This window comes from Roseateles sp. FW301-B2, assembly GCF_058788955.1.
The window spans coordinates 1-13,887 of the sequence record NZ_JBYTBE010000052.1; the positions used below are offsets into that span (position 1 = coordinate 1).

Annotated in this window: 19 protein-coding genes; 6 read left to right on the forward strand and 13 right to left on the reverse strand. The window is 67.6% G+C overall.

Going from position 1 to position 13,887, the window contains the following annotated elements; all coding sequences use genetic code 11:
- Positions 1-56 precede the first annotated feature (56 nt).
- A complete protein-coding gene (locus tag AC3WQY_RS23310) occupies positions 57-245 on the reverse strand; it encodes a hypothetical protein (RefSeq protein WP_492710947.1) in 189 nt (62 codons plus the stop codon).
- A gap of 181 nt (positions 246-426) precedes the next feature.
- Here AC3WQY_RS23310 and AC3WQY_RS23315 point away from each other — a divergent pair, with 181 nt between their 5' ends.
- Entirely contained in the window at positions 427-819 is a 393-nt protein-coding gene (locus tag AC3WQY_RS23315) for a hypothetical protein (protein ID WP_492710948.1), read from the forward strand.
- Between the two features lie 12 nt (positions 820-831).
- Here AC3WQY_RS23315 and AC3WQY_RS23320 read toward each other — a convergent pair whose 3' ends face one another.
- Entirely contained in the window at positions 832-1,365 is a 534-nt protein-coding gene (locus tag AC3WQY_RS23320; protein WP_492710950.1) for a hypothetical protein, read from the reverse strand.
- Between the two features lie 395 nt (positions 1,366-1,760).
- On the opposite strand from AC3WQY_RS23320, the gene AC3WQY_RS23325 reads away from it, so the two are divergent.
- Positions 1,761-1,988: a YMGG-like glycine zipper-containing protein gene (locus AC3WQY_RS23325; protein ID WP_492710952.1), complete on the forward strand. Its 228-nt coding sequence runs from the start codon at positions 1,761-1,763 to the stop codon at positions 1,986-1,988.
- 20 nt (positions 1,989-2,008) lie between these two features.
- Positions 2,009-2,272, forward strand: coding sequence for a DUF1488 family protein (locus AC3WQY_RS23330; RefSeq protein ID WP_492710953.1), 264 nt, complete (start codon positions 2,009-2,011; stop codon positions 2,270-2,272).
- 10 nt (positions 2,273-2,282) lie between these two features.
- Here the strand turns inward: AC3WQY_RS23330 and AC3WQY_RS23335 are convergent, their stop codons facing one another.
- The 7 genes from AC3WQY_RS23335 to mltG all read right to left on the reverse strand — a co-directional run bounded on the left by AC3WQY_RS23335 (position 2,283) and on the right by mltG (position 7,302).
- The gene (locus tag AC3WQY_RS23335; protein WP_492710955.1) at positions 2,283-2,537 is read right to left on the reverse strand and encodes a hypothetical protein; all 255 of its coding nucleotides are present in this window, start codon (positions 2,535-2,537) and stop codon (positions 2,283-2,285) included.
- Positions 2,538-2,658: 121 nt separating this feature from the next.
- The gene (locus AC3WQY_RS23340; RefSeq protein ID WP_492710957.1) at positions 2,659-3,336 is read right to left on the reverse strand and encodes an ankyrin repeat domain-containing protein; all 678 of its coding nucleotides are present in this window, start codon (positions 3,334-3,336) and stop codon (positions 2,659-2,661) included.
- Position 3,337: 1 nt separating this feature from the next.
- A complete protein-coding gene (locus AC3WQY_RS23345; RefSeq protein ID WP_492710958.1) occupies positions 3,338-4,120 on the reverse strand; it encodes a TatD family hydrolase in 783 nt (260 codons plus the stop codon).
- 51 nt (positions 4,121-4,171) lie between these two features.
- Positions 4,172-4,573, reverse strand: coding sequence for a PilZ domain-containing protein (locus tag AC3WQY_RS23350; protein ID WP_285232190.1), 402 nt, complete (start codon positions 4,571-4,573; stop codon positions 4,172-4,174).
- A 79-nt stretch (positions 4,574-4,652) separates the two neighbouring features.
- Positions 4,653-5,675, reverse strand: coding sequence for a DNA polymerase III subunit delta' (holB, locus tag AC3WQY_RS23355; protein ID WP_492710959.1), 1,023 nt, complete (start codon positions 5,673-5,675; stop codon positions 4,653-4,655).
- Positions 5,669-6,301 (reverse strand): dTMP kinase, encoded by a 633-nt coding sequence (tmk, locus tag AC3WQY_RS23360; protein WP_492710960.1) that lies wholly within the window; start codon positions 6,299-6,301, stop codon positions 5,669-5,671. Before tmk ends, holB begins: the two co-directional genes overlap by 7 nt.
- Complete coding sequence (gene mltG / locus AC3WQY_RS23365) at positions 6,298-7,302, reverse strand: endolytic transglycosylase MltG (RefSeq protein ID WP_492710961.1); 1,005 nt, start codon at positions 7,300-7,302, stop codon at positions 6,298-6,300. Before mltG ends, tmk begins: the two co-directional genes overlap by 4 nt.
- A gap of 83 nt (positions 7,303-7,385) precedes the next feature.
- Between mltG and ygfZ the strand changes: the two genes are divergently transcribed.
- Together ygfZ and AC3WQY_RS23375 are read left to right on the forward strand one after the other, a co-directional pair.
- Positions 7,386-8,333, forward strand: coding sequence for a CAF17-like 4Fe-4S cluster assembly/insertion protein YgfZ (gene ygfZ / locus AC3WQY_RS23370; protein WP_492710962.1), 948 nt, complete (start codon positions 7,386-7,388; stop codon positions 8,331-8,333).
- A gap of 6 nt (positions 8,334-8,339) precedes the next feature.
- The gene (locus AC3WQY_RS23375) at positions 8,340-8,642 is read left to right on the forward strand and encodes a DUF4936 family protein (RefSeq protein WP_492710963.1); all 303 of its coding nucleotides are present in this window, start codon (positions 8,340-8,342) and stop codon (positions 8,640-8,642) included.
- On the opposite strand, the gene AC3WQY_RS23380 is transcribed toward AC3WQY_RS23375, so the two are convergent.
- Together AC3WQY_RS23380 and AC3WQY_RS23385 are read right to left on the reverse strand one after the other, a co-directional pair.
- Positions 8,629-9,486: a YbgC/FadM family acyl-CoA thioesterase gene (locus AC3WQY_RS23380; RefSeq protein ID WP_492710964.1), complete on the reverse strand. Its 858-nt coding sequence runs from the start codon at positions 9,484-9,486 to the stop codon at positions 8,629-8,631. The two genes, AC3WQY_RS23375 and AC3WQY_RS23380, sit on opposite strands and share 14 nt — an antisense overlap.
- Complete coding sequence (locus tag AC3WQY_RS23385; RefSeq protein ID WP_492710987.1) at positions 9,483-10,403, reverse strand: alpha/beta hydrolase; 921 nt, start codon at positions 10,401-10,403, stop codon at positions 9,483-9,485. Before AC3WQY_RS23385 ends, AC3WQY_RS23380 begins: the two co-directional genes overlap by 4 nt.
- A 99-nt stretch (positions 10,404-10,502) precedes the next feature.
- On the opposite strand from AC3WQY_RS23385, the gene gbd reads away from it, so the two are divergent.
- Positions 10,503-11,651 carry a 4-hydroxybutyrate dehydrogenase gene (gene gbd / locus AC3WQY_RS23390; RefSeq protein WP_492710966.1) on the forward strand — a complete coding sequence of 383 codons (1,149 nt, stop codon included), beginning with the start codon at positions 10,503-10,505 and terminating at the stop codon, positions 11,649-11,651.
- Positions 11,652-11,719: 68 nt separating this feature from the next.
- Here the strand turns inward: gbd and aceA are convergent, their stop codons facing one another.
- Both aceA and AC3WQY_RS23400 read right to left on the reverse strand, forming a co-directional pair.
- Positions 11,720-13,018, reverse strand: coding sequence for an isocitrate lyase (aceA, locus tag AC3WQY_RS23395; RefSeq protein WP_285232181.1), 1,299 nt, complete (start codon positions 13,016-13,018; stop codon positions 11,720-11,722).
- Positions 13,019-13,265: 247 nt separating this feature from the next.
- Positions 13,266-13,868, reverse strand: a complete 603-nt coding sequence (locus AC3WQY_RS23400) for a MarC family protein (protein ID WP_285232179.1) — start codon at positions 13,866-13,868, stop codon at positions 13,266-13,268.
- Positions 13,869-13,887: the final 19 nt, after the last annotated feature.

Here is a 13,887-nt window from a genome sequence, read left to right on the forward strand (position 1 = left end):
GCCGAACCCCGCCCCCCGGAATTCCGACGCGCCAGCGGCCACGACGCTCAACCCGCTCATGCGTTGTCGCCCTCGCAGGTGCACCGGCCATCCCCGGAGCACAGGCGCACGTTGCGCGACTCGACCCAAACGCGGCCAAGCTGGCAATCAACCTTGAACCACTCGCCTTTTGCATCCATGGCGAACTGCTCGACCATCTGGGCAACCGTGCCGCAGAAGGTGACGCCCTGGCGGCGGATCTGCACGTGAACTATCGGAGTCTTCCCAGACTCAAGCGCGCGGCTGACAAAGTGACCTGTGTAGGCCCTATGCGTCAGTGGGCCACATGCTGGCCCTGCTCCCGTGTTTTGTGCGCTTATCATCGCGTCCGCGTACCCCTTTCGGGTGCAGACTATGTACTCATAATGAGTACGGAGGCAACGACAAATGTTTCTCCCACTTCTGGAGGGATTGACGCCTGAGCAGCGTCATGAGCTAGAACTACTTGGCATCACGCGGGCCAAACGTAGTGACTGGAAACATGGCCGCAGGAAGCCCACGGCAGCGCAGCTTATGGTGCTTGCCACGATCACAAAAACTGACCCTCTGCCGCTGCTGTACTGGCTGGCCGAGGAGGAGGCAAACCCCGCTCAGCGGGACTTGTTTCAGCGGGCCAAAGAGCGGGGAGCCTGGGCCGTCTTGACTGTCATTCTGGCACTGGGTATCGCATCGCCTGAATCGAGTTTTGCCCAGCATTCATCGGCTCAAACTCGAAACGCCATCGACTCCGACAGAGTACACATTGTCGAACTATCGTTCGCCCCACGATGGAAGGATTAGGCCCCAGCGCAGTCACGGCTGGACCTTGTGGGCGACGAGCGCAATTGGGGTGTATCCGTCACGCTCATAGACAAGCTTGAAGTCATTGCCAGAGAGGTCCCCAGAGAACGACTCCGGAACTGGAACCAAGGGCCCGCCCGATGGAGGACTTCTCTTCAGGCCGCCGACAAAGGAAAGCGTGACCTTGTTCGACTCGCGCTTGCCTTGAATATCGAACTCAGGTGACGCTGGTTTCCCCTGCGAGTCGTAGAAGCGAACGAAACCAGCGAGCCTTCCTTCGGCGACCTCCTTGACCTCTAGCACGAGAGTCTGCTTGCCCGAGCCATAGGGCTCAAATGGCTCTGACTTCCATTGACCGTCAACTGCGTCCTTGGATGGCGCAGGCAAGACCTGGTACAGCTTCTTCAGTGAGTCAGTCAAGCTTGCCAGCGCGCCGAGGCCAATGCACAGAATGATGACCGCAGCTGCCACCCGATTGTTTTTGATGCGATCGAGCGCGCGATCGACCAGTGTTCGCTTGTCTGGCGCTGTGGAGGGCTTGGTCATATTTGGGCCTCACGTTGAAGCTATGCCGGGAGCGGCGACCTGCCGACGCGAGTCGGCTCGAGCGACTGGTTAGGTTGCACGCGCCTCACCGCGAACCGTAGAAGTGTAGGCATAGCAAAGCCAGTAGTAGGCCGCCCAGCAGCAACCCGATGCCACGCACAACCCAGCCCACTAAGACCGCGTACCTTGGCGTGGCCTTTCCAAACGGCTGCCTGCCGGAAAAAATCTATGGTGGCGCGGGCTTGACAGTGAACGCGCCGCTTATCGCAGCTTCGCGCGCTGCCATGACTCAGCGGATACGGAGGTAGCGCCTTGGTACGCCACCGCACGGACGTCGGCCTGGCCAAGCCCTATGTTGGGCTTGTCGTTTTCAGCTTTACTACCGAGGTCCCATCATGATCAACCACTACCGTACTCAGATCAGCCTGTGCTCACTGATTCTTCTGCTTGGCCTGAGCGCCTGCGCGGGTATGTCGCACCGCGATCGCAATGTGGCCGTGGGGGCTGGCGTTGGCGCCGTGGGCGGCGCGGTGTTGACCGGCGGCAGCACAGTGGGCACCGTGGGCGGTGCCGTCATCGGCGGTGTGATTGCCAATGAACTGGAGAAGGACAAGAAGCGTTGATGCAAGGAATGGAGCCCACCTTGTCACACGACGCCTACTTTCATCCCGATTCGGAGGCCGTGCGCTTCTGGGTCTGTCATGGGGATGCGCTGGTGGGCGCCAGCGTCAGCCGGCGCGCCCTGCATTACCGGTTTCGCCCCGAGGCCGTCGACGACGATCCGCTGGAGACCTATCAGCGCTTCGCGGCATTGATCAATGCTGCGGTGTTGCGCCGCGTCGCCGAGGGTGCGCTCGAGCCGGTGATGTTGCGCGAGTTCGACTTGCGCGTGCAGGACGCGTCCTAGCGCAGTTGCGTCAGCAGGCCTGCGCGTCGTCGGCGTCGCATTCGAGGCCGGCGTCATCGACCATGCGGTCGAAGTCGGCCAGCTCGCTGAGCGCCTTCAGTGCGGCCTTGCCCTTGGGGATCAGCGGCTTGTCCAGCGGGCGGTAGATGCGGCTGCGCAGGCGGCTGAGGCGCTCGGAATGTTCCATCGCGAACACCACGCTGTCCAGGTCCAGCAGCATGGCGAAGGGATCGACGAGCGACGTGGCGTTGGGGTTCAGGCGCATGGTTTTGCTCCGGTAGGTATGGGAGCAACTGTAGGGAGCGGCGGCGGCGTCCGTCAGTCGGCCCAGGGCCAAACCGCTTGTCAGGCAAGTTCCTACGCCGGTGCTGCGGCGCAAGCCTTATTCAACGTCTGCGCGCCAGGGCAATTTGCTCGGCCACCCGATCGCGTCCGGCGCGGCGTGCGAAGTCCGCCGCGTCCATGCCCTGCTCATTGCGCAGGCCGGCATCGGCACCGGCCTTCAGCAGCACCTCGACGCTGCTGCTCTCGCCGTAGCCGGCCGCCATCATCAGCGGCGTGCTGCCATTGGGCGAGCGCGCGTCGATCTCGGCGCCCTGCTCCAGCAACCAGCGCACCGCGCCGCGATCGGGGCCGCTGCAGGCGTAATGCAGGGCGGTCCAGCCGGGTTCGTTGACGAGCGCGCCGCGCGCCACCAGGGCCTTCATCCAGTCCAGCCGCGCCTTCAGGGCCGCCAGCATCAGCGGCGTCTCGCCGGCCTGGTTGATGGCGTTGACGTCCAGGCCGGGATGCTTGAGCAGGGTCTGGACGGTCTTGTCGGCTTCGTTGCGCAGCGCCAGATGCAGCGCGGTCTGGCGCTCGGCATTGCGCAGATTGGGGTCGGTGCCGCGCAACATCAGGGTCATGATGAGGCCGGCGTTGTCGCGCTGCGCGGCCGCCAGCCACTGCTCGGTCAATGGGTCGCCGGCCTGGGCGCCGGCTGCTTGCGCATGCAGCAGGGCGGGCATGGCCAGCAGCAGGCCCAGCCACAGCCCCACCCAGACGCGCAGGCGCTTTGCGCCCATCTCAGGCCTCGGGCAGGCGGAACAGGCGCCTGGTGTTGGCACTGCAGGCCTCGGCCACCGCTTCCACCGCCAGACCCTTCACGGCCGCCAGATGTTTCGCCACATGGGGCACATAGGCCGGGCTGTTGGTCTTGCGTCGGTGGGGCATGGGGGCGAGATAGGGGCTGTCGGTCTCGATCAGCAGATGGTCAAGCGGCAGGGCCAGCGCCACGGCGCGCAGGTCGGCGGCGTTCTTGAAGGTCAGGATGCCAGAGAACGAGATATAGAAGCCCAGGTCCACCGCCGCCTTGGCCACTTCCAGGCTCTCGGTGAAGCAATGGAACACCCCGCCGGCCTGCTCGCCGCCCTCCTCCTTCAGGATCTCCAGCGTGTGCGCGGCGCTGCTGCGCGTGTGGATCACCATCGGCTTGGCGGCCTGGCGCGCGGCGCGGATATGGGTGCGAAAGCGCTCGCGCTGCCATTCCATGTCGGCCAGGGTGCGCTCGCCCAGGCGGTAGTAGTCCAGGCCGGTCTCGCCGATGGCGAGCACCCTGGGGTCCTGCGCGCCCGCCACCAACTCGGCCACGCTGGGTTCGTGCACGTCCTCGTTGTCCGGGTGCACGCCCACGGTGGCGAAGAGCTGCGGGTGCGCATGGGCCAGCGCGCGCACCTCGGGAAACTCTTCCATGGTGGTGCAGATACAGATCGCCTGCGTCACGCGCGCGGCCTGCATCTCGGCCAGGATCTGCGGCAGATTGGCCTTGAGCTCGGGAAAGCTCAGATGGCAATGGGAGTCGATGTACATGGCAGCCTCACACGGGCCCGCGCCGGGCGGCGCGCCGTATGTCAAAAGGAGTCAGATGGTCTGCGTCGCCTTGGCCGAGGAAATCGAGGTGCCCAGCATCTCTTCGATCTTCAGCTTGATGAGGCGGGTTTTCTCGTCGCCCGGAAAGCGCACGCCCACGCCCTGGGTGCGGCCGGCCGAGGCATTCGCCGGGGTGATCCAGGCAATCTTGCCGGCCACCGGGTAACGCTGCGGGTCCTCGGGCAGCATCATCAGCAGATAGATGTCCTCGCCCAGCTTGTAGTCGCGCGTGGTCGGCACGAAGATGCCGCCGTCGGTGAAGATGGGAATGTAGGCGGCATAGAGCGCGCCCTTTTCCTTGAAGACCAACTGCACCACGCTCGGGCGCGCACCCCCGCCAGCCGGCACGGCTGCCAGGGCAGCGGCCTGGGGTTTGGTTGGAATTTCACTCATAAGCGGCAGTGTAGCGAAGGTCAAGGCCGCCTATCCGCGCGAATGCACCGACAAGCGGGAGCTTCTCTGCTTTTCTCGTTCAGGCCGCCACGCGCATCGCGCGCTGCCCCTGCGCCACCAGCGATTCCATCAGCAGCCCGGCGTTGAGCGGGTGCTCGGCATGCCGCGCCGCGTCCTGCAAGGCCCGGCCCCAGGCATGCAGGCCGGCCGCGCCGCGCGGCTTGGGCAGGGCCGTGGGCGGGAAATAGCTGGGCGGCGCACCGTGGCTGCCGCGCAGCAGGTCGTGGGTGAGGCGCTGCAGCGCGGCGATGGCGCGCGGCACCGGCCAGTCGCTCAGCGCCGCGCTTTCGCCGCGCGCCACGCGGCGCGGCAGCTCCAGCCAGGCCTGGGCGCGCACGCCGTCGGCATACCAGGCCAGCGCCTCCTGCGGGCGGCCGCCGGTGGCGGCCAGCAGCACCTCGGCTGCCTCCACGCCCTGCTCGGACAGCCAGGCCTGCGCCAGTTCCTGCGGCGGCAGGCCCAGCGGCACCGGCTGGCAGCGGCTGCGTATGGTGGGCAGCAAGGCCTCGGGGGCACTGCTGGCAAGCGCGAAGCGCAGCATGCCGGCCGGCTCTTCCAGGGTCTTCAGCAAGGCGTTTGCGGCCACGGTGTTGAGCGCCTCGGCGGGATAGACCACCACCACCTTGGCGCGCCCGCGCGCCGCCGTGACCTGGGCGAAACCCAGCATCTGGCGCACCGCGTCGATCTTGATCTCGCGGCTGGGCTTGGCCTTGCTGGCCTTACCGGTCTTGGCCTCGGCACCGCCCTCCTCGTCATCGGCGCCGTAGCCCAGGCTCTCGCGCAAGGCCTCGGGCAGCAGCACCATGAAGTCAGGATGGGCATGGGCCAGGAACAGGTGGCAGGCGGCGCAGCGGCCACAGGCCAGCTTGCCGGCGGCGGGCGCCTCGCACAACCAGGACTGGGCCAGCAGCAGGGCCATGTCGAACTGGCCCACGCCGGCCGGGCCCTGCACCAGCAGCGCATGCGAGCGCGCGTTCGCCAGCGCCTGCGCCAGCGGCGCCTCCAGCCAGGGCAGCGGCAGCTTGCCGTCGGGGCCTAGCATCCCCGCGCCTCCATCACGGCACGCAATTGCGCCGCGACCTCGTCGACCGTGCCGCTGGCGTCGATGCGGGCAAAGCGCGCCGGCGCGGCCGCGGCGCGTGCCGCGTAGCCGGCGCGCACGCGCTCGAAGAAGTCCAGGTCCTGCTGCTCGAAGCGATCGGCCTCGCGCGCCGCGGCCCGGCGCTGCGCGGCAGTGGCGGGCGGCAGGTCGAACCAGATCGTCAGGTCGGGTTGACGAAGAAGACCCTCGGGGCCCTGCTGCACCCATTGCTCCAGCGTCGCCAGCACCTGCAGGTCCATGCCGCGGCCGGCGCCCTGGTAGGCGAAGGTGGCGTCGGTGAAGCGGTCGCACAGCACCGTCTGGCCGGCCGCCAGGGCCGGCTCGATGACGCGCTGCAAATGGTCACGCCGGCCGGCAAACACCAGCAGCGCCTCGGTCAGGCCGTCCATGCCGCTGTGCAACACCAGCTCGCGCAGGCGCTCGGCCAGCTCGGTGCCGCCGGGTTCGCGGGTGTTCAAGACCTTGGCCCCGCCGGCGACCAGGCGTTCGGTCAGGGCGGCGATATGGGTGGACTTGCCGGCACCGTCGATGCCTTCAATGCTGATGAAACGGGGATGAAAGCTCACTTGCCGCGCTGGTATTTGTTGACGGCGCGATTATGCGCGGCCAGGTCATCGCTGAATTCGCTGCTGCCATCGCCGCGCGCCACGAAGTAGAGCGCGCGCGAGGGCGCCGGGTGCAGGGCCGCGGCCAGCGAGGCGGCGCCCGGCATGGCGATGGGGGTGGGCGGCAGGCCGCCACGGGTGTAGCTGTTGTAGGGCGTGTCGGCCAGCAGGTCGCGCTTGCGCAGATTGCCGTCGAAGGCCGCGCCCAGGCCATAGATCACGCTGGGGTCGGTCTGCAAGGGCATGCCGAGGCGCAGGCGGTTCACGAACACCGCGGCCACCAGGCCGCGGTCGGCCGCGGCGCCGGTCTCCTTCTCGACGATGGAGGCCAGGATCAGCGCCTCGTCGGGCGACTTGAGCGGCAGCTTCTCGGCCCGGCCGGCCCAGGCCGCGTCCAGCTTCCGGCCCATCGTGCGGTAGGCCCGCCTGAGCACGGTGAGGTCGCTGACGCCGCGGCTGTAGGCATAGGTGTCGGGAAAGAAGCGCCCTTCCGGGTGCTGGCCCGGCGCACCCAGGGCGGCCATGATGTCGGCCTCGCTGAGTTCGGCGGTCTGGTGCTTGAGCGCCGGCGCGGCGGCCAGCGCGGCGCGCCATTGGCGGAAGGTCCAGCCCTCGATGAGGCGCACCTGCTCGAGCACCTCGTCGCCGCGCACCATCTTGGCGAGCAGTTCGCGCGGCGTGGCGCCTTGGTGGATCTCGTAGCTGCCGGCGCGTATCTGCTTGGCCTGGCCCGACCAGCGGAACCATTGGTACAGCACTCTCGCATCCTCCTGCACCCCGGCCGCCACCCAGGCCTGGGCCACCTCGCGCGGCGAGCTGCCGGCCTCGATCGAGAGCTCGACCGAGGCCGCCGCCAGCGTCATCGGCCGTTGCAGCCACCACCAGGCGCCGCCCGCAGCCGCGCCCAGGGCCAGCAGCGCCAACAAGGAAAGGGTCAGCAGGGCCTTGCCCAATGTCTTCATGGTCTCGAAATGTCCTTGCAAGCCGCCCTGGATGCGGCAGTGATGGCGGCGGTGTTGGCGGGCGCTGATGATAATCGCCCCCCATGAGCCAAGAAACCATCGCCCCCCTCTCCGGCGCCGCGCTGCGGCTGACCCAATTCGGCGTGATCCGCGCGGCCGGCGCCGAGGCCGCCAAGTTCCTGCACAGCCAGCTGACCCAGGACTTCGCCCTGCTGGGCGACGGCCAGGCCCGCCTGGCCGGCTACTGCTCCGCCAAGGGCCGCCTGCTGGCCACCCTGGTCGGATGGAAGAGCGGGCCCGAGGAGCTCTTGCTGGTGCTGCCGGTGGAGCTGCTGGCGCCGACGCTCAAGCGTTTGAGCATGTTCGTGATGCGCGCCAAGTGCAAGCTCAGCGATGCCACGGCCGAGTTCCAGCTCTGGGGCCTGGCGGGCGCGCCGGCCAGCGCCTGGCTGGGCGCGGTGGCGCCGGCCCAGACCTGGGACCTGGCAGCTTTCAACGAGGGTCAGGTCTTGCGGCTGCCGAATGCGGCTGGTCAGGCGGCCGGCCAGGCGCGCTATCTGCTGGCCCTGCCCGCCACGGCGCCGGCGCCCGCGCTGCCGGCGCTGAGCGCCGCCGACTGGCAGTGGCTGGACGTGCAAAGCGGGCTGGCCTGGGTGCAAGCCGCCACGGTGGAGCAATTCGTGCCGCAGATGCTGAATCTCGAACTGCTGGGCGGGGTGAACTTCCAGAAGGGCTGCTACCCCGGCCAGGAGGTGGTGGCACGCAGCCAGTACCGCGGCACCCTGAAGCGCCGCACCTTTCTGTTCGAAACCGCCGCGCCGGCGCAGGTCGGCCAGGAAATCTTCCACAGCGAAGATCCGGGCCAGCCCGCGGGCCTGGTGGCGGCGGTGGCCGAGCGCGACGGCCGCGCCCTGTTGCTGGCCGAAACCAAGATCGCGGCCCTGGAGGGCGGCAGCCTGCACCTGGGCGCCGCCGACGGGGCCCTGCTGGAGGTGCGCCCCCTGCCCTACGAGCTGCGCGAGCCCCAGTGAGCCGCAATGAGCAGCAGCGAGCTCTACGTCTACTACAAGCTGCGGGCGGCGCAGGCCGCCGTGGCAAGCGAGCGCATCGCGGCACAGCGCCACGAACTGCCGGCCGGCGTCCAGCTGCGCCTGCTGCAGCGCGACGCTGATGATGTGAAGGCGGCCGAGCTGCTGACCTGGATGGAGATCTACCAGGGCGCCTCGGCGCAAGAGCTGGCCCTGGCCGAGCGGGCGATGGCGGCGGCACTCGCGCCCTGCATCGAGGGCGAGCGCCATGTCGAGCGCTTTTTCCCCCTGCTGGCGCTCACAGCGCCCTGACCATCTCCACATGGCCGATGCCGGCCTCCTCGAACACCGGGCCGCGCTGCACAAAGCCGGCACGGGTGTAGAAACCGGCGGCGCTGAGCTGCGCGTGCAGCAGCACCTCGCGGTAGCCGCGCTCGCGGCCGGCCGCCATCAGCGCTTCCAGCACCTGGCGCCCGACCTGGCCGCCGCGCATCGGCCGCAGCACCGCCATGCGGCCGATCTTGGCCACGCCCGGCACATGCTCCAGCAGCCGGCCCGTGGCCAGGGCCTTGCCGAGGCGGTTGTAGGCCACCGCATGCAGGCAGCTGGCGTCACCGGCGTCCCATTCCATCTCGGCCGGGATCTTCTGTTCGTCGACGAACACCGCCTGGCGGATCTGGCTGGCGTCGGTGCCCAGCTCCGACCAGGCGCCGACATGCACCTCGACCATGGCCGCGCCGGCCTCGAAGCCGGTGAGCGCCTGGCGCAGGGTCTCGGGCACCGGCTTGGGGGTCTGGGTCTGCGCATCGGCAAACACATAGATCAGCTCGCCATGCACCAGCAGTTCGTCGGCGCGGAACACCGCGCATTGCACCAGCATGGAACTGTTGCCGACGCGCTCGCAACGCACGCCGATCTCGAGCTGATCGTCGTAGCGCGCCGAGCCCAGGTATTCCAGCGTCGCCTTGCGCACGAACAGGTCGCCGCCCAGCGACTGCATGGTTTCGGCATAGGGCAGCGCCAGGGCGCGCCAGTAGCCGCCCACGGCGGTGTCGAAGTAGGTCAGGTAATGGCCGTTGAAGACGATTTGCTGGGCGTCGATCTCGGCCCAGCGCACGCGCAGGCGCTCGAAGAAACGGAAGTTGCTGCGGTTCATGGCTTGAAAAGCGCCTCCTTCAGCGCCAGGGCGCAGGCGTCCAGCGCCAGCAGGGCCTCGGGAATGCTGCGGCCCATCTTGATGAAATCATGGGTCACGCCGCGGTACAGCTCCAGCTGCACCGCACCACCATTGGCGCGCAGCAGGTCGGCGTAGGCGACACCCTCGTCCACCAGCGGATCGCATTCGGCCAGGATCACACAGGCCGGGGCCAGGCCGCTGTGGTCGGGCGCCTCCATGGGCGCGAAGCGCCAGTCGCGCTTGTGATGGTGCTCGATGTAATGGTCGAAGAACCAGGCGATCGCCGCCGCGTCGAGCAAAAAACCGTTGGCGAACAGCTTGTGCGAGGGCGTGTCGGCATGGGCGCAGGTGCCGGGGGTGATCAGCAGCTGCAGGGCCAGGTCTTGCCCTAGATCGCGCGCGTGCAGCGCGCACACCGCTGCCAGCGTGCCGCCGGCGCTGTCGCCGCCCACGGCGATGCGGCTGCCGTCCAGCCCCAGGGCCGCGGCCGCACCCGGCAACCAGCGCATCACCGCCCAGGCATCGTCCACCGCGGCGGGGAACTTGTGCTCCGGCGCGAGCCGGTAGTCCAGCGACAGCACCGCCGCGCCGCTGCGCAGCGCGAGCTGCCGGCACAGCGAGTCGTGCGTTTCCAGGCTGCCGATGGTGAAGCCGCCGCCGTGCAGATAGAGCAGCACCGGCAGCCTGGCTTCCTCGGCGGTCTTGGGCGCATACAGGCGCGCGGCCAGCGGCCCCTCGGCGCCCGGTACGCTGAGGTTCTCCACGCGGGGCAGCGGCGCGCGCGGCAGGTCCAGGATCTCGGCCCCCATCAGGTAGCCGATGCGGGCCTGCTTGGGCGTGAGGGAATGAAAGGCCGGGCGGTTGGCGCGGTGGATGCGCGTCAGCACACCCGCCATGCGCGGTGTCAACAAGGTGCTACTCAACAAGAACTCCAGGGCTTAGGCTCGGCCAATCCAACGATGGCGGATTTTCGCAGACTAGGAAGGAACATCAGCATGGCCCTGATCCAGTACCTCACCCATATCCACCTCGCACATGGCGCGCGCGAGTTGCTGGGCGCCGAATGCGCGCGCATCGGCATGCGCCGGCCGCTGGTGATCACCGATGCCGGCGTGCGCGCGGCCGGCGTGCTGGAGCTGGCGCTGTCGGGCTGGCAGGGCCCTGCCCTGCCCGTGTTCGACGGCACCCCCGCCAACCCCACCGAAGCGGCGGTGCGCCTGGGTGTGCAGGCCTGGCGCGAGGGCGGCTGCGACGGCCTGATCGCCATCGGCGGCGGCTCGGCCATGGACCTGGCCAAGGGCGTGGCGATCGCCGCCACCCACGAGGGGCCGCTCACGCGCTACGCCACCATCGAGGGCGGCAGCGGGCTGATCACCAAGGCGGTGCTGCCGCTGATCGCGATGCCCACCACCGCTGGCACCGGCAGCGAGGTGGCGCGCGGCGCCATCGTCATCGTGGACGATGGGCGCAAGCTGGGCTTCCACAACTGGGAGCTGCTGCCCAAGTCGGCGATCTGCGATCCCGAGCTGACCCTGGGCCTGCCGCCGCTGCTGACGGCCGCCACCGGCATGGACGCGATTGCGCATTGCATGGAGACCTTCATGTCCGCGGCCTTCAACCCGCCCGCCGACGGCATCGCGCTGGAAGGCCTGCGGCGCGGCTGGGCCGCGATCGAGCGCGCCACCCGCGACGGCAGCGACCGCGATGCGCGCCTGCAGATGATGAGCGCCAGCATGCAAGGCGCGATGGCCTTCCAGAAGGGCCTGGGTGCGGTGCATTCGCTGAGCCATTCGCTGGGCGGCGTGAACCCGCGCCTGCACCATGGCACGCTGAACGCGATGTTCCTGCCGGCGGTGGTGCGCTTCAACGCCCAGCATGAGAGCCTGCAGCAGGATGCGCGCCTGCCACGCATGGCGCAGGCGATGGGCATCGCGCGCTGCGATCCTGCCGGCGAGGCGATGGCCGAGGCCCTGCGGGACATGAACGCACGTCTGGGTCTGGCGAGCGGGCTGGCGGCATTGGGCGTGACAGATGACCTCTTCGAGCGCGTCATCGACGGCGCCATGAAGGACCATTGCCACAAGACCAATCCGCGCGTGGCCACGCGCGAGGAGTACGCGGCGCTGCTGCGCGCCTCCATGTAGAGACAGGCACAGGCATGAAAAAGGCCCGAACCTTTTGAGTTCGGGCCGGCTGCTGAACGCGATCGCGATCAGCCGTGCTTCTTGTCGAAGAACTGTTCGTCTTCGGTCGAACCCTTCAGCGCCGCGGTGGAGGCATCGGCTTCGATGGTGGTGGTGACGGCGTCGAAGTAACCCGTGCCCACTTCGCGCTGGTGCTTCACGGCGGTGAAGCCACGCTCGGCAGCTGCGAACTCGGCTTCTTGCAGCTCCACGAAGGCGCTCATATTGTTGCGTGCGTAGCCGTAGGCCAGGTTGAACATCGAGTAGTTCAGGCTGTGGAAGCCGGCCAGGGTGATGAACTGGAACTTGTAGCCCATCGCACCCAGCTCGCGCTGGAACTTGGCGATGGTGGCATCGTCCAGGTTCTTCTTCCAGTTGAAGGAAGGCGAGCAGTTGTAGGCCAGCAGCTTGCCGGGGAACTTGGCGTGGATGGCGTCAGCGAAAGCCTTGGCGAAGGCCAGGTCGGGCTTGCCGGTCTCGCACCAGATCATGTCGGCGTAGGGGGCATAGGCCAGGCCGCGGCTGATCGCCTGGTCCAGACCGTTGCGGGTGCGGAAGAAGCCTTCGACGGTGCGCTCGCCGGTGCAGAAGGGCTTGTCGTTGTCGTCCACGTCGGTGGTGACCAGATCGCCGGCTTCGGCATCGGTACGGGCCAGCAGCACGGTGGGCGTGCCCATCACGTCGGCCGCCAGACGCGCCGCCACCAGCTTGGCCACGGCCTCGCGGGTCGGCACCAGCACCTTGCCACCCATGTGGCCGCACTTCTTGGCGGCGGCCAGTTGGTCTTCGAAGTGCACGCCAGCGGCGCCGGCTTCGATCATCGACTTCATCAACTCGAAGGCGTTCAGCACGCCGCCGAAACCGGCTTCGGCATCGGCCACGATGGGGGCGAAGTAGTCGATGTCGTTCTTGCCTTCGCTCCACTGGATCTCGTCGGCGCGCTTGAAGGTGGCGTTGATCTTCTTCACGACCTTGGGCACCGAGTCCACCGAGTACAGCGACTGGTCGGGGTACATCTCGCCATTGCTGTTGGCGTCGCCGGCGACTTGCCAGCCCGACAGATAGATGGCCTTCAGGCCGGCCTTGACCTGCTGCATGGCCTGGTTGCCGGTCAGCGCGCCCAGCGAGTTGACGAAGGGCTCGGTGTTCACCAGGCCCCAGAGCTTCTCGGCGCCGCGCTTGGCCAGGGTGTGCTCGATGGCCAGCGAGCCACGCAGACGCACCACATCGGCAGCGGTGTAGCCGCGCTTGATGCCCTTCCAACGGGGGTTCTCGGCCCAATCCTTCTCGAGGGCGGCGATTTGCTGGTCACGGGTGAGTGTCGTCATGGAAAGCTCCTGCTGTGAGGTGAAAAACAAAGGATTCGATGGGTCCTAGATTAGGCCTTTGCCAGTTTTCGTGGAAGACTTGTGTCTTATATAAGACTAAAAAAGTTTCCCTTTAAAATCAATGGCTTGTCTTGCTGATATCGGATTGTGAAACGACACTCACCATAATGAGAAAAATTGCGGCAGCGCAGCAAGCCCAGATTTTGCGATCTGATAACGCTGTTTCGTATCGTGAAATTTAGGCCAGTCACAGGCCACCGATGAAATAGCGCTTCAGCCCGGCCAGCACCATTTCCACCGCAATCGCGGTCAGCACCAGGCCCATCAGCTTCTCGATCGCCGAGACCACCGAGTCGCCCAGGATCTTGCGGATGCGGTCGGCCAGCAGCAGGGTCAGGCCCGAGACCAGCATGGCGGCGGTGAGCGCGCCGATCCAGTCGAAAATGCGCTCGGGCTGGCGCGAGGCCAGCAGCAGCACCGTGGCCATCGCCGAGGGGCCGGCCAGCAGGGGCACGGCGAGGGGGAAGATGAAGGGTTCGCGGCCGGGCTCGATGCCATAGGCCGACTCGCCGGCGCTGCCGAAGATCATGCGGATCGCGATGATGAGCAGGATCACCCCGCCGGCCACCTCCAGCGAACGCTCGGAGAGATGCATCACTTGCAGAAAGCTGCCGCCCAGGAACATGAAGGCGAACAGCACCGCGAAGGCAATGCCCACCTCGCGCGCGGCCATGCGGGTGCGGCGCGGCTTGGGCACCTCGCGCATGATGGAAATGAAGATGGGCAGGCTGCCCAGCGGGTCCAAGACCAGCAGCAGCAGGATGAAGGCGGAGAGAAAGCTATGGTCCATCGCGGGATTGTCCCTCAGG

Bases quoted from the DNA above. Each gene is read 5' to 3' on its own strand.
- AC3WQY_RS23315 (WP_492710948.1), top strand. From the start codon at position 427: ATGTTTCTCCCACTTCTGGAGGGATTGACGCCTGAGCAGCGTCATGAG.
- AC3WQY_RS23320 (WP_492710950.1), bottom strand. From the start codon at position 1,365: ATGACCAAGCCCTCCACAGCGCCAGACAAGCGAACACTGGTCGATCGC.
- AC3WQY_RS23325 (WP_492710952.1), top strand. From the start codon at position 1,761: ATGATCAACCACTACCGTACTCAGATCAGCCTGTGCTCACTGATTCTT.
- AC3WQY_RS23335 (WP_492710955.1), bottom strand. From the start codon at position 2,537: ATGCGCCTGAACCCCAACGCCACGTCGCTCGTCGATCCCTTCGCCATG.
- AC3WQY_RS23340 (WP_492710957.1), bottom strand. From the start codon at position 3,336: ATGGGCGCAAAGCGCCTGCGCGTCTGGGTGGGGCTGTGGCTGGGCCTG.
- AC3WQY_RS23345 (WP_492710958.1), bottom strand. From the start codon at position 4,120: ATGTACATCGACTCCCATTGCCATCTGAGCTTTCCCGAGCTCAAGGCC.
- AC3WQY_RS23350 (WP_285232190.1), bottom strand. From the start codon at position 4,573: ATGAGTGAAATTCCAACCAAACCCCAGGCCGCTGCCCTGGCAGCCGTG.
- holB (WP_492710959.1), bottom strand. From the start codon at position 5,675: ATGCTAGGCCCCGACGGCAAGCTGCCGCTGCCCTGGCTGGAGGCGCCG.
- mltG (WP_492710961.1), bottom strand. From the start codon at position 7,302: ATGAAGACATTGGGCAAGGCCCTGCTGACCCTTTCCTTGTTGGCGCTG.
- ygfZ (WP_492710962.1), top strand. From the start codon at position 7,386: ATGAGCCAAGAAACCATCGCCCCCCTCTCCGGCGCCGCGCTGCGGCTG.
- AC3WQY_RS23375 (WP_492710963.1), top strand. From the start codon at position 8,340: ATGAGCAGCAGCGAGCTCTACGTCTACTACAAGCTGCGGGCGGCGCAG.
- AC3WQY_RS23380 (WP_492710964.1), bottom strand. From the start codon at position 9,486: ATGAACCGCAGCAACTTCCGTTTCTTCGAGCGCCTGCGCGTGCGCTGG.
- AC3WQY_RS23385 (WP_492710987.1), bottom strand. From the start codon at position 10,403: ATGGCGGGTGTGCTGACGCGCATCCACCGCGCCAACCGCCCGGCCTTT.
- gbd (WP_492710966.1), top strand. From the start codon at position 10,503: ATGGCCCTGATCCAGTACCTCACCCATATCCACCTCGCACATGGCGCG.
- aceA (WP_285232181.1), bottom strand. From the start codon at position 13,018: ATGACGACACTCACCCGTGACCAGCAAATCGCCGCCCTCGAGAAGGAT.
- AC3WQY_RS23400 (WP_285232179.1), bottom strand. From the start codon at position 13,868: ATGGACCATAGCTTTCTCTCCGCCTTCATCCTGCTGCTGCTGGTCTTG.